The sequence below is a fragment of the Buttiauxella warmboldiae genome, from assembly GCF_003818135.1.
Classification (GTDB): domain Bacteria; phylum Pseudomonadota; class Gammaproteobacteria; order Enterobacterales; family Enterobacteriaceae; genus Buttiauxella; species Buttiauxella warmboldiae.
The window spans coordinates 1-12,320 of the sequence record NZ_RPOH01000026.1; the positions used below are offsets into that span (position 1 = coordinate 1).

General features: G+C 54.1%; 13 protein-coding genes. 6 read left to right on the plus strand and 7 right to left on the minus strand.

The window, feature by feature from the left end:
- Positions 1–24: 24 nt before the first annotated feature.
- The 3 genes from glyS to EHN07_RS07810 all read right to left on the minus strand — a co-directional run bounded on the left by glyS (position 25) and on the right by EHN07_RS07810 (position 3,441).
- Positions 25–2,094 (minus strand): glycine--tRNA ligase subunit beta, encoded by a 2,070-nt coding sequence (gene glyS, locus EHN07_RS07800; protein WP_124023614.1) that lies wholly within the window; start codon positions 2,092–2,094, stop codon positions 25–27.
- A gap of 9 nt (positions 2,095–2,103) precedes the next feature.
- Positions 2,104–3,015: a glycine--tRNA ligase subunit alpha gene (gene glyQ, locus EHN07_RS07805; protein ID WP_124023615.1), complete on the minus strand. Its 912-nt coding sequence runs from the start codon at positions 3,013–3,015 to the stop codon at positions 2,104–2,106.
- A gap of 108 nt (positions 3,016–3,123) precedes the next feature.
- Positions 3,124–3,441 carry a YsaB family lipoprotein gene (locus EHN07_RS07810; RefSeq protein WP_244202378.1) on the minus strand — a complete coding sequence of 106 codons (318 nt, stop codon included), beginning with the start codon at positions 3,439–3,441 and terminating at the stop codon, positions 3,124–3,126.
- 136 nt (positions 3,442–3,577) lie between these two features.
- Between EHN07_RS07810 and EHN07_RS07815 the strand changes: the two genes are divergently transcribed.
- The gene (locus tag EHN07_RS07815) at positions 3,578–4,573 is read left to right on the plus strand and encodes an acyltransferase (RefSeq protein ID WP_124023616.1); all 996 of its coding nucleotides are present in this window, start codon (positions 3,578–3,580) and stop codon (positions 4,571–4,573) included.
- On the opposite strand, the gene EHN07_RS07820 is transcribed toward EHN07_RS07815, so the two are convergent.
- A complete protein-coding gene (locus tag EHN07_RS07820) occupies positions 4,570–5,487 on the minus strand; it encodes a GlxA family transcriptional regulator (RefSeq protein ID WP_124023617.1) in 918 nt (305 codons plus the stop codon). The two genes, EHN07_RS07815 and EHN07_RS07820, sit on opposite strands and share 4 nt — an antisense overlap.
- Complete coding sequence (locus tag EHN07_RS07825) at positions 5,484–6,026, minus strand: isochorismatase family protein (RefSeq protein ID WP_124023618.1); 543 nt, start codon at positions 6,024–6,026, stop codon at positions 5,484–5,486. Before EHN07_RS07825 ends, EHN07_RS07820 begins: the two co-directional genes overlap by 4 nt.
- Positions 6,027–6,209: 183 nt before the next feature.
- Between EHN07_RS07825 and EHN07_RS07830 the strand changes: the two genes are divergently transcribed.
- From EHN07_RS07830 to ghrB, 5 genes are all read left to right on the plus strand, one after another.
- The gene (locus EHN07_RS07830; RefSeq protein ID WP_124023680.1) at positions 6,210–7,229 is read left to right on the plus strand and encodes a LacI family DNA-binding transcriptional regulator; all 1,020 of its coding nucleotides are present in this window, start codon (positions 6,210–6,212) and stop codon (positions 7,227–7,229) included.
- A 110-nt stretch (positions 7,230–7,339) separates the two neighbouring features.
- Positions 7,340–8,089 (plus strand): sugar phosphate isomerase/epimerase family protein, encoded by a 750-nt coding sequence (locus EHN07_RS07835; protein ID WP_124023619.1) that lies wholly within the window; start codon positions 7,340–7,342, stop codon positions 8,087–8,089.
- 3 nt (positions 8,090–8,092) lie between these two features.
- Complete coding sequence (locus tag EHN07_RS07840) at positions 8,093–9,031, plus strand: sugar kinase (RefSeq protein WP_124023681.1); 939 nt, start codon at positions 8,093–8,095, stop codon at positions 9,029–9,031.
- A 67-nt stretch (positions 9,032–9,098) separates the two neighbouring features.
- Positions 9,099–10,382 (plus strand): MFS transporter, encoded by a 1,284-nt coding sequence (locus EHN07_RS07845; protein WP_124023620.1) that lies wholly within the window; start codon positions 9,099–9,101, stop codon positions 10,380–10,382.
- 62 nt (positions 10,383–10,444) lie between these two features.
- Entirely contained in the window at positions 10,445–11,419 is a 975-nt protein-coding gene (gene ghrB / locus EHN07_RS07850) for a glyoxylate/hydroxypyruvate reductase GhrB (protein WP_124023621.1), read from the plus strand.
- Positions 11,420–11,471: 52 nt separating this feature from the next.
- Here the strand turns inward: ghrB and EHN07_RS07855 are convergent, their stop codons facing one another.
- Together EHN07_RS07855 and EHN07_RS07860 are read right to left on the minus strand one after the other, a co-directional pair.
- Positions 11,472–11,840 (minus strand): HigA family addiction module antitoxin, encoded by a 369-nt coding sequence (locus EHN07_RS07855; RefSeq protein WP_124023622.1) that lies wholly within the window; start codon positions 11,838–11,840, stop codon positions 11,472–11,474.
- A complete protein-coding gene (locus EHN07_RS07860; RefSeq protein WP_124023623.1) occupies positions 11,840–12,118 on the minus strand; it encodes a type II toxin-antitoxin system RelE/ParE family toxin in 279 nt (92 codons plus the stop codon). The genes EHN07_RS07855 and EHN07_RS07860 overlap by 1 nt, the downstream gene beginning before the upstream one ends.
- Positions 12,119–12,320 lie beyond the last annotated feature (202 nt).

Sequence of the window (12,320 nt, forward strand, 5' to 3'; positions counted from 1 at the left end):
GGTTTTCACTGGCATACGACATACTTACTGCAGCAGAGAGATATCCGCAACCTGCAAGAACAGCTCACGCAGTTTGGAAAGCAGGGTCAGACGGTTGATACGCAGCTCTTTCTCTTCTGCGTTCACCATCACTTTGTCAAAGAAGGCATCCACCGGCTCGCGCAGGTTGGCTAACTCTTCCAGCGCCTCCTGGTAACGGCCTTCAGCGAAGAACGGTTCCAGTTTGTCGCGCAGCACCACCAGATGCGTGGCCAGGCGGATCTCTTCTGCTTCTTTCAGAACGGAGGCGTGAACGTGGTCGTTCAGCTGTTCGTCTGACTTCGCCAGAATGTTAGAAACACGCTTGTTCGCCGCCGCCAGTGCAGATGAAGAGTCCAGCGTACGGAAGTGGGACACCGCCTTCATACGCGCATCGAAATCAGCAGGTTTGGTTGGACGACGCGCCAGCACCGCCTGGATAGTATCCACGCTGTGGCCTTCTTCCTGATACCAGGCGCGGAAACGGCCCAGCATAAAGTCGATGACTTCGTCGACAACCTTCTGGTTAGTCAGCTTCTCGCCGTAAAGGCGCACGGCCTCTTCGGTCAGAGTTTGCAGATCCAGCGGCAGGTTTTTCTCCACGATGATACGCAGAACACCAAGGGCGGCACGACGCAGAGCAAACGGATCTTTGTCGCCTTTTGGATGCTGGCCGATACCGAAGATGCCCGCGAGGGTATCCATTTTATCGGCGATCGCTACCGCGCAGGCCACCAGGTTAGACGGCAGTTCGTCGCCCGCAAAACGCGGCTGATACTGCTCGTTGAGCGCAACCGCAACGTCTTCAGCTTCGCCGTCGTGACGCGCATAGTGCATGCCCATCACGCCCTGGGTGTCGGTAAACTCGAACACCATGTTGGTCATCAGGTCGCATTTGGACAGTAAACCGGCGCGCGTTGCGTGGTTTACATCCGCGCCAATTTGGCCCGCGATCCAGCCAGAAAGGGCTTCGATACGGTTGGTTTTGTCGCGCAGCGTGCCGAGCTGTTGCTGGAACAGCACGGTTTCCAGACGCGGGAGATTATCTTCCAGGCGCTTTTTGCGGTCGGTATTGAAGAAGAACTCGGCATCCGCCAGACGCGGGCGCACAACTTTCTCATTACCGGAGATAATCTGAATCGGGTCTTTTGATTCAATATTGGCGACGAAGATAAAGTTCGGCAGCAGTTTGCCGTCTTCGGCGTACACCGGGAAGTACTTCTGGTCACCTTTCATGGTGTAAACCAGCGCTTCCGCAGGCACCGCGAGGAATTTCTCTTCGAATTTCGCCGTCAGCACTACCGGCCATTCCACCAGAGAAGTCACTTCTTCCAGCAGGCTTTCGCTCAGATCGGCTTTACCGCCAATGTTGCGGGCCGCTTCTTCAGCGCCTTCTTTGATCGCCGCTTTACGCTGCTCGTAGTCGGCAATAACTTTGCCGCGCGTGAACAAAATTTCAGGATACTGTTCGGCGTTATCAATGGTGAATTGCGGCTCGCCCATAAAGCGGTGGCCACGAATGATGCGGTCGGATGTGATACCCAGAATGGTGGCCGGGATCACTTCGTCGCCAAGCAGCAGAGTCACGGTGTGAACCGGACGCACGAATTGGGTGTTGTTATCACCCCAGCGCATCAGCTTTGGAATCGGCAATTTGGTCAGTGCGGTAGCAATCATCGTCGGCAGCAGCGCTTGCGCGCTTTCGCCCTTAACGTGCGCACGGTACATCAACCACTCGCCTTTATCCGTCACCAGACGTTCAGCCTGATCGACGGTGATGCCACAGCCACGAGCCCAGCCTTCAGCAGCTTTGCCTGGTTTACCTTCTGCGTCGAACGCCGCAGAAATTGCCGGGCCGCGTTTTTCAACTTCACGGTCAGGCTGAGACTGCGCCAGATTAGAAATTTTCAGCGCCAGACGGCGCGGAGCCGCAAACCATTTGACTTCGCCATGAGCGAGGTTCGCCGCATCCAGTTCCGCAGTCACGTTCGCAGCAAAGGATTCCGCCAGGCTGCGCAGGGCTTTTGGTGGCAGCTCTTCAGTGCCGATCTCCACCAGAAAAGTTTTTTCAGACATGGCAGCCTCTTATTTATTCTTATTGCACATCGGGAAGCCAAGCGCTTCACGAGAAGCGTAATAGGCTTCGGCCACGGCTTTGGTCAGAGTACGAATACGCAGAATGTAGCGCTGGCGTTCAGTCACCGAGATGGCCTTGCGGGCATCAAGCAGGTTAAAGCTGTGCGCGGCTTTCAGAATGCGTTCGTAAGCAGGCAGCGGCAGCGGGTTTTCCAGCGCCAGCAGATGCTGTGCCTCTTTCTCATACTGCTCGAAGCAGGAGAACAGGAAATCCACATCGGCGTGTTCGAAGTTATAAGTTGATTGCTCAACTTCGTTCTGGTGGAACACGTCGCCATAGGTGGTTTTACCCAGCGGGCCGTCGCTCCAGACCAGGTCATAAACGCTGTCTACGCCCTGGATATACATCGCCAGGCGCTCTAAACCGTAGGTGATTTCACCGGTAACCGGTTTGCATTCCAGGCCGCCCACCTGCTGGAAGTAAGTGAACTGCGTCACTTCCATGCCGTTGAGCCACACTTCCCAGCCCAGACCCCAGGCGCCCAGCGTTGGGTTTTCCCAGTTGTCTTCTACGAAGCGAATGTCATGAATCGTTGGGTCCATACCCAGCTCTTTAAGCGACCCAAGGTACAGCTCCTGAATGTTGTCAGGGGAGGGCTTGAGAGCCACCTGAAACTGATAGTAGTGCTGTAAGCGGTTCGGGTTTTCACCGTAGCGGCCATCGGTAGGACGGCGCGATGGCTGCACATAAGCAGTCGCCATCGGTTCTGGCCCTAAAGCCCGCAGGCAGGTCATTGGGTGAGAGGTGCCGGCGCCGACTTCCATGTCCAAAGGTTGAACAATGGTGCAGCCCAGGCGACCCCAGTAGTCCTGTAACGTCAGGATCAGGCCTTGAAAGGTCTTGGTATCAAACTTTTGCATGTTGATTTCGCACGCGTTCGAGAGGGTTAAAAAGGGAAGCGGCCAGTATACCTGTTGAGTGGAAGATAAACAGCCCGAATCGGCGTACCTTTGCCTGATGTTGCGGCGTTATGTCGTCGAAAGGTGTAAGAATTGACCGCTTTCGTCGAAGGAGCAGGTGAATCCCTCCCGGCGCGGGGTGCTGCCAGAAATCTCATAGCTTCCCTGGTACTGCTTCAAATCCACCACGCTGATGCGTTCGACGCGCGTATTGTAACGATGCGCCGCTTCACCTTTGCAGGTTTCAATCATCGCGTCCCCCTGAATCGCAGGAGACTGCGCAACTTGTGCATATTGCGGGTGTCGCTCCGGGGTACTACAGGCACTAAGTAAAAGGGCGGCTAAAATTAGCAGCCAACGGCTATTTTTTATTTTTCGCATCATCATTGGTTATCTGTACGTTAAAATCGTTATTGTTATTCAATCATTAACCGGTATTACGCATTCTGCAAACCCGCATTTCACCTGACAAGAGAACGAATGCAAACTCAGATAAATACCCGTAAAGGCGCCAGAGGAACGAATGCAGCAGAAAATTAACTGGGTTGATAACCTGCGCGGGATTGCGTGCCTGATGGTCGTCATGATTCATACCACAACCTGGTACATCACCAACGCCAATATCGTCAGCCCGTTTAGCTGGGATTTATCGAACGTGCTGAATTCCGCATCCCGGGTGAGCGTACCGCTGTTTTTCATGATTTCAGGCTATCTGTTTTTCGGCGAACGCAGCGCGCAGCAGCGCCACTTTTTGCGTATCGTCACCTGCCTGCTGTTTTATAGCGTACTTGCCCTGATTTACATCAAATTTTTTACCCCCATCAACGCCGGACTGTCGCTGCGCTATATCCTGCAAAAACCGGTGTTCTACCACCTGTGGTTTTTCTTCGCCATCGTGGTTATCTATTTGCTGTCGCCACTCATTCAGGTGAAGAAGGTGAACGCGATGGTGATTCTGGGGCTGATGGTGTTATTTGGCGTGGCGGCCAACCCCAATACCGTGCCGCAGACCCTGGATGGCGTAAAATGGCTACCGATTAATTTATATATTCGCGGCGATACGTTTTATTACGTGCTGTACGGCTTATTAGGGCGCGCAATTGGGATGCTGGAAACCGACAAACGCTGGGTTAGCGGCCTGGCTGCGGGTTTATTTGCGCTGTGTATTTTTTCGATTGCGACCGGCACGCGCCATCAATTAGAAGTGAACGGTAACTTTGCCGATACTTTTTATGTTTACTGCGGGCCGCTGGTGTTTATCGCGGCAATTAGCCTGCTGGTGCTGGTGAAAAACTGCCTGAATAGCCGCCCGCTGCCGGGGCTGGCGTTGATATCAAAACATTCGCTGGGGATTTACGGCTTCCACGCGCTGATTATCCACTTCCTGCGCACCCACGGCTACCAGATAACCCGCTCGCCGGTGCTCGATATTTTGTGGATTTTCGGCGCAACGCTTGCCGGAAGTTTGTTACTTTCCATAGCATTGCAGCGCATCGACACCCGAAAAATGGTGAGCTAGGCGTGACGGGCGCGGGCGCGATGCAGCTGTCGGGGGGAAGAAAACCCCGCTGCTATCGCCGCCTGCTCCATGCGCTGCCCCTGCAACAAGCGCTGTTCGGCAACCGCCAGGCGCAATTGCTCCAGGTAATCCCGCACCGAAATCCCCAAATGCTGCTGGAAAAGGCGCGATAAGTGGCGCGAACTGACGTGAACTTTGGCGGCAATTTCCTGCACATCCCACGCGGACTCTGGTGCTGCCGAAAGCAGATCCTGAGCGCGATGCACGGCCGGGTGAATGTGGTTACGGTAGCGCAGCCACGGCGATAGTTGCGGGTCATCGCCGGAGCGGCGAAACCACACCACCATTTCGCGCGCCACATCCAGCGCAGCTTTTGGCCCACAGTAGCGGTTAATCAGATGCAGCGACAAATCGATGCCGGAAGTGATCCCCGCGCTGGTCCAAATCCCCCGATCTTCAACAAATATGCGGTTATCTTTCACCTGCGCTCTGGGGGCCGCTACGCGTAGTCGCGCGAGAACATCATGATGCGTGGTGCACTGCACGCCGTTCAGCAACCCGGCTTTTGCCGCCAGCAGCGCTCCCGAACAGACACACATCAGATTAAGCTGCTGGCCGTGAATGTGCGGTTGCAGGCGCGTCAGCCAGCGGCGTACCGTTTCCGCCTGTGGTATGTCGAAGTAATGACTGGAATCGCAAGAGCCCGGCAACACTAACAGGCTGCCGGGAGGAAAACTTTCCGGCAGCGGCTCAATACCCGAAAAATTAAGCCCGATGGAGGTGGCGACCTGCGGGTCCGGTCCGATGAAGCTCAGGTGAAAGGCGTCGCCCGCCAGCGCCAGCGTTTCCGCAGGCCCGGTCAGGTCGAGGGACAATACGCCAGGCAAAACCACGAACCAGACCCCAATACTCACGATAAAGACTCCAGGCATTCGGCAACGGTTTGAATTTCCGCAAATCGCCCTGCCAACACCGTTTCCGTACGGTGGCGCAGGGTTTGGGTATCCAGCGTAACGCCTTTCCAGCTCATCGGGAAGGTGAGCGTCGCTTCACTGATAAAGGAGACACGATAACCCAGATCCGCTGCTACCCGCGTGGTGGTTTCGCAGCACTGTTCGGTACGGAGCCCGCAGATAATCAGGTGGTTAATATCACCTTTACGCAACCACAGGTCGAGGCCGGTATCGGTGAAGGCATTATGGACGTGTTTCTGAAACGTCACATCGGCTCGATGCTGCAAGAAAGGCATAGGTTTAACATAGCCGGACTCCAGCGCAAACGGGCCTGAATCGTCAACGTGGAAAATATCCACCACCGGTATTTTCAAATCCTGGCAGCCGGAAATCAGCGCTGAAATGGCCTGCTGGAACGCAGGAAAATCAGCCTCCTGCCAGTAATCACGCTGGAAAAAAGATTGCTGGGTGTCGATATTTATCAGGGCAGAACGGGACATTTTGGTACTCCTTATCACTGGGTATGAACCCATTGTGACAAGGGTTAGCGCGGTTGCTAAGACCAAAAACGGACAGGATGAGGGTGGATCGGGACCCGTTGTCAGCCGCGAAGGAAAACCCTAAACAGCCCACCTGATTCGCCAGCAAATTATGTTACTCTCCAGAAAAATACGGAGAACATGATGAACAGCAAGGCGGCACGCCCCACGATAAGCGACGTCGCGAAAGCGGCAAAGACCGGAAAAACCAGTGTTTCCCGCTATCTGAACGGCGAGCAGAACGCGCTGTCCGACGGTCTGCGTTTACGCATTGAAACGGCGATCGCCGAACTCGATTACCGCCCAAGCCAAATGGCTCGCGGCCTGAAACGTGGGCGAACCCGCTTAATTGGCCTGATCATCGCCGATATCACCAACCCCTACTCCGTCGATGTGTTGAGCGGTATCGAAGCCGCCTGCCGTGAAAAGGGCTTTACGCCGCTGGTCTGTAACACCAATAACGAAGTGGATCAGGAGCTGCATTACCTGGATTTGCTGCGCAGTTATCAGGTGGAAGGGATTGTGGTGAATGCGGTAGGGATGCGTGAAGAGGGCTTAAATCGCCTGCAACAATCTGCGCTGCCGATGGTGCTGATTGACCGCAAAATTCCTGATTTTGCCTGCGACATGGTCGGTCTGGATAACACGCAGGCCGCAACGACCGCCACCGAACACCTCGTGGAACAAGGCTTTGAAGCAATTCTGTTCCTCAGCGAACCGCTCGGTACAGTGAACACTCGCCGCGAGCGCCTGAAGGCGTTCCACGCTACTCTCAAACGCTACCCGGGCATTGTTGCCGAAAACGCCGAAGTGCCTTTGCACGAAGGCGATTTGATGGACAATACCCTGCGCCACTTCCATTCCGCACACCGTGGCATGCGCAAAGCGGTGATTTCAGCGAATGGTGCGCTTACCCTTCAGGTGGCCCGTTCGCTGCGCCGCATCGGTCTGCACTGGGGCAGTGATATTGGCTTGCTTGGCTTCGATGAACTCGAATGGGCGGAGCTTGCCGGAGTCGGCATCACCACTCTTAAACAGCCGACCTGGCAGATTGGTTACGCCGCGCTCGAACAGGTCGTGAAGCGCATTGAAGGCGGCAGCGACACCGTTTATGAACAGGTCTTTTCCGGCGAATTAATCGTTCGCGGTTCTACCGTCCGTTAATCAATGTTCGTGATAGCGATCATAAATTGAAGATGCCTGACTTTTCTTTGGAACCGGTTCCATCTAGCGTAATAATGATGTTAACGAGATGAAGCTGCCCGGAGAATTGAATGCCGAGAAAAATTATTGTCGTCACCGCCGCTTACGGGCATGACCGCATCGCCGCAATGGGCGGCCAACAAGCGCTGTTGCCGATTATCGCCAACGCCGGTGCTGACGGCGTGGAAATTCGCCGCGAGTTATTCGATCACACACAGCTTGATGCCTTGCCAGAACTGGCCCGGCAAATTGCTGCACATCAACTCGAAGCCTGTTATTCCGCACCGGAGCCGCTGTTTGTAGAAGACGGCAAACTTAATCCGCTGATCCCTTCTTTGCTGCTTGAAGCCCACCAGCTCAGTGCAACATGGCTAAAACTTTCTCTCGGCCACTTCCGTAGCAGCCAACAGTTTTCCCTCCTGCAACAGTGGCTTGCAGAAACAGAGGTGGCTTTGGTGGTGGAAAACGATCAGACAAACTGCGGCAAACTCGCCCCGATGCAGCGCTTTCAGGCCGCCTGTAAGGTGCTAAACCTCCCCGTGACGCTAACGTTTGATATGGCCAATTGGCTGTGGGTCGATGAATCACCTGAAGCTGCGGCACGCGTGCTTGCGCCATCGGTCAGCTATATCCACGTCAAAGCCGCCGTGGCGCATCATTATCACTACCGGGCAATTGCGCTGGATGACGCCGAACCGCGCTGGCTGGAACTGTTAAAAAATCTGCCCGCCGATGCCCCGCGCGCAATTGAATTCCCGCTCGAAGGCCGCGACCTGACGGTGGTCACGCGCCATTACGTCACTGTATTACGCGAGGTGTAAATGATGTCGAATCAACTGGATGTGATAACCATTGGTGAAGCGATGGCAATGTTTGTCGCAGACGATGCTGGTGATTTAGCCGCCGCCGAACATTTTGTTAAGCGAGTCGCAGGCGCAGAGCTTAATGTCGCCACCGGGCTTGCGCGCCTTGGCCTCAATGTGGGCTGGGTCAGTCGCGTGGGCAATGATTCCTTTGGCCGTTTTGTGCTGCAGCAGCTGGCGAAAGAGAATATCGACAGCCGTGGCGTGACGACAGACGAGCGCTTTGCTACAGGCTTTCAGCTTAAATCTAAAGCAGAAAATGGAACCGATCCCATTGTGGAATACTTCCGTAAAGGATCGGCGGCCAGCCATCTTTCTAGCGCTGATTTTAATGAAGAGTATTTTGGCTCGGCACGCCATCTACATTTAAGCGGCGTGGCGGCAGCACTGTCGGATAGTTCATTAGAACTGCTCAATCACGCCGCTCGCGTGATGAAGCAGCAAGGCAAAACGATCTCTTTTGACCCTAATCTGCGCCCGGTGCTCTGGAAGAGTGAAGCAGAAATGGTGAAACAATTGAACCAACTCGCCTTCCAGGCAGACTGGGTGCTGCCAGGATTAAGCGAAGGCGCCATTCTGACCGGGCATAAAACACCAGAAGCGATTGCCGATTTCTATCTCGACCACGGCGTTAAGACCGTGGTGCTGAAAACGGGCGCTGATGGCGCATGGTACAAAACGGCCTCAGGTGATAAAGGGGCAGTAAGTGCGGTAAAAGTCGAGAACGTCGTCGATACCGTCGGCGCTGGCGACGGTTTTGCGGTGGGAGTGATAAGCGCCCTGCTCGAAGGGAAAACCTTAGAACATGCCATCAGCCGCGGAAATAAAATCGGCTCACTGGCGATTCAAGCCATCGGCGATAGCGAAGGGTTACCGACCCGTAGCTCGCTTGGCGAATAAACAAAGACTGCATCAGCTGTGCCCTACACCCGGCATGATGCAACGTTCTCAACACCGAGGCTAGCCTATGAAAACCCATACAATCGCGCCAAAACGTTGGTGGTACATCATGCCAATCGTGTTTATCACCTATAGCCTGGCGTACCTGGACCGTGCCAACTTTAGTTTTGCCTCTGCCGCAGGGATTAACGAAGACCTCGGGATCACCAAAGGGATTTCGTCGCTGCTGGGGGCTTTGTTCTTCCTCGGCTATTTTTTCTTCCAGATCCCAGGAGCGATGTACGCCGAACGTCGCAGCGTGCGCAAGCTGATCTTTGTCTGCCTGATCTTATGGGGTGGCTGCGCGTCGCTGACCGGTGTGGTCAGCAATATTCCGGCGCTGGCGGCGATCCGTTTTATCCTCGGCGTGGTAGAAGCGGCGGTGATGCCCGCCATGCTGATTTACATCAGTAACTGGTTCACTAAGTCCGAGCGCTCGCGGGCTAACACTTTCTTAATCCTCGGTAATCCAGTGACGGTACTGTGGATGTCGGTGGTTTCAGGCTATCTGATTCAGGCCTTCGGCTGGCGTGAGATGTTTATCTTTGAAGGGATCCCGGCCATTATCTGGGCATTCGCCTGGTGGATGCTGGCCAAAGATAAACCTGCACAAGTTGGCTGGTTGTCTGATGCAGAAAAATCCACGTTGCAGGCTCAACTGGAAAAAGAACAGCAGGGAATTAAAGCGGTGCGCAATTACGGCGAAGCGTTCCGTTCGCGCAACGTCGTGCTGCTGTGTATGCAATATTTCTGCTGGAGTATTGGTGTGTACGGCTTCGTGCTGTGGCTGCCGTCGATTATCCGCAATGCTGGCGCTGCGGGCATGGGGATGGTGGAAGTGGGCTGGCTGTCATCGGTTCCTTATCTGGCGGCAACTATCGCGATGATTGTGGTGTCGTGGGCGTCAGATAAAATGCAGAACCGCAAGCTGTTCGTCTGGCCGCTGCTGCTGATTGGCGCGCTGGCATTCCTCGCCTCCTGGCTGGTTGGCGCTGACCATTTCTGGGTTTCTTATACTCTGCTGGTGATTGCCGGTGCGGCAATGTATGCCCCCTACGGCCCCTTTTTTGCCATTATTCCTGAAATGCTGCCACGCAACGTTGCCGGTGGCGCGATGGCATTAATTAACAGCATGGGGGCGCTCGGTTCGTTTGTCGGCTCCTGGTTTGTTGGCTACCTTAACGGTATAACGGGCAGTCCTGCCGCTTCCTACATATTTATGGGGGTAGCATTGCTGGCTTCGGTGTGGCTAACTCTGATGGTGAAACCAGCGATAAACCAACAGGTTCCGGTGGCAGCACACCACGCCTAATCTCAAGCCAGGCGGCCATTTTCACCGCCTGGCTGTATTCAAACTGTTTATCGGAGAACGCTATGAAGCCGTCCGTTATCCTCTATAAAACGTTACCTGACGACCTGCTTGCCCGCCTGGAAAGCCACTTTACCGTGACCCAGCTTGCCGATTTAAGCCCGGAAACCGTCAGACAAAACGCACAGACTTTTGCCCGTGCGGAAGGAATTCTTGGTTCGAGCGAGAAAGTGGATAAGGCATTTTTAGAGCACACGCCTGGGCTGCGCGCCGCCTCCACGGTTTCCGTTGGCTACGACAATTTTGACGTGGCGGCGCTGAGCGAGCGCGGTATTGCGTTGATGCACACGCCAACCGTGTTAACCGAAACCGTCGCCGACACCATGATGACACTGGTGCTGGCAACTGCTCGCCGGGCGCTGGAAGTGGCGGAACGCGTAAAAACGGGCGAGTGGACGGGCAGCATCGGGCCGGACTGGTTTGGTATCGACGTGCACCACAAGACGATGGGGATTTTAGGCATGGGCCGCATTGGCCTTGCGCTGGCGCAACGCGCGCATTTTGGCTTTAACATGCCGATTCTGTATAACGCACGCCGCCATCATCAGGAAGCAGAGGAGCGCTTTAACGCGCGTTATTGCGACCTCGATACCCTGCTGGCCGAATCCGATTTCGTCTGTATTTCCCTGCCGTTGACTGAGGAAACCTGGCACCTGATTGGTGCCGGGCAGCTGGCAAGAATGAAGTCCTCCGCCATTCTGATTAACGCCGGACGCGGCCCGGTTATCGACGAGAAAGCGTTAATTCAGGCGCTAATTGAAGGCAAAATTCACGCCGCAGGTCTCGACGTATTTGAGCAAGAGCCGCTGCCGCCTGACTCACCGCTGCTTAGTCTGCCAAATGTGGTGGCGCTGCCGCATATCGGATCTGCGACGCACGAAACCCGCTACAACATGGCGGCCTGCGCGGTAGATAACCTGATTGCTGCGCTGAGTGGCAATGTGAAAGAGAACTGCGTCAATCCGCAGGTACTGAAGTAATTATTGTGGCGGATGACGCTTGCGCTTATCCGCCCTATGAAGCTATCGGCGTTTAACTAAGGTTTTGTATTAACTTGTCAAAAACCTCATCTCCATCATATAAATTAGCGGCTTCTGCCTGGATGGAGGAACGGGTAAGTTTATCGCGCAAGGCCTGCAACTTAGAGGTATCAACCGCGCTTTCCGCCGCCGCAAGGCTATGCGCATTTTGTAGCTTCATCCACACGCTGGCAGAACTGCCGATTACAATAGCTAACTTAACCGCCATTTCAGGCGTAAGGGCTGCTTTTTCAGTTAACAAGCGGCTTGCGGTTGAAGGTGCGATATCCATCGCTTTGGCAAACTCACGCAGACTTACGTTAAGTTCATCAAGCGCTTCCTGGATAATTGCCCCTGGATGCGGAGGGTTTTTCATTTTCATTAATGGTAGTCCTCGTAATTCAAATTCCACGCATCACCCTGATAAAATTCAAAAGTAATACGCCAGTTCCCGGAAACAGTAATGGACCATAAGTTTTCTCGTTCCCCTTTCAGGGCATGAAGACGATAACCTGGCATATCTATATCAGTTATTTTTTCAGCCGCATCAATAATAGCCAGGCGGTTACGTAAACGCGGTACATGCTCCCGGGACAGCCCCTGAGGCTGTTTTTTTAAAAACAAGTTTTTGAGTCCTTTGTGCTTAAAACTTCTGATCATCCGCACATCCTGTTCCCTCACAAGGAACAATATCACCACTGTTCCTTTTTACGCAACAGTGGATAGCTAAACAATTTAAGAACGATATGACGGGAAAGAAATTCAATAAATAAAGGGAGCAGAAATACTGGGGAAGCTTCGCAAAAAGGAAATCGTGAGCAAAATAAAGGGATAAACCAGAACGGCCTATCCCTTTTTTAAA

Coding starts and splice junctions, on each gene's coding strand:
- glyS (WP_124023614.1), bottom strand. CDS start 2,094: ATGTCTGAAAAAACTTTTCTGGTGGAGATCGGCACTGAAGAGCTGCCA.
- glyQ (WP_124023615.1), bottom strand. CDS start 3,015: ATGCAAAAGTTTGATACCAAGACCTTTCAAGGCCTGATCCTGACGTTA.
- EHN07_RS07810 (WP_244202378.1), bottom strand. CDS start 3,441: ATGATGATGCGAAAAATAAAAAATAGCCGTTGGCTGCTAATTTTAGCC.
- EHN07_RS07815 (WP_124023616.1), top strand. CDS start 3,578: ATGCAGCAGAAAATTAACTGGGTTGATAACCTGCGCGGGATTGCGTGC.
- EHN07_RS07825 (WP_124023618.1), bottom strand. CDS start 6,026: ATGTCCCGTTCTGCCCTGATAAATATCGACACCCAGCAATCTTTTTTC.
- EHN07_RS07830 (WP_124023680.1), top strand. CDS start 6,210: ATGAACAGCAAGGCGGCACGCCCCACGATAAGCGACGTCGCGAAAGCG.
- EHN07_RS07835 (WP_124023619.1), top strand. CDS start 7,340: ATGCCGAGAAAAATTATTGTCGTCACCGCCGCTTACGGGCATGACCGC.
- EHN07_RS07840 (WP_124023681.1), top strand. CDS start 8,093: ATGTCGAATCAACTGGATGTGATAACCATTGGTGAAGCGATGGCAATG.
- EHN07_RS07845 (WP_124023620.1), top strand. CDS start 9,099: ATGAAAACCCATACAATCGCGCCAAAACGTTGGTGGTACATCATGCCA.
- ghrB (WP_124023621.1), top strand. CDS start 10,445: ATGAAGCCGTCCGTTATCCTCTATAAAACGTTACCTGACGACCTGCTT.
- EHN07_RS07855 (WP_124023622.1), bottom strand. CDS start 11,840: ATGAAAATGAAAAACCCTCCGCATCCAGGGGCAATTATCCAGGAAGCG.
- EHN07_RS07860 (WP_124023623.1), bottom strand. CDS start 12,118: ATGATCAGAAGTTTTAAGCACAAAGGACTCAAAAACTTGTTTTTAAAA.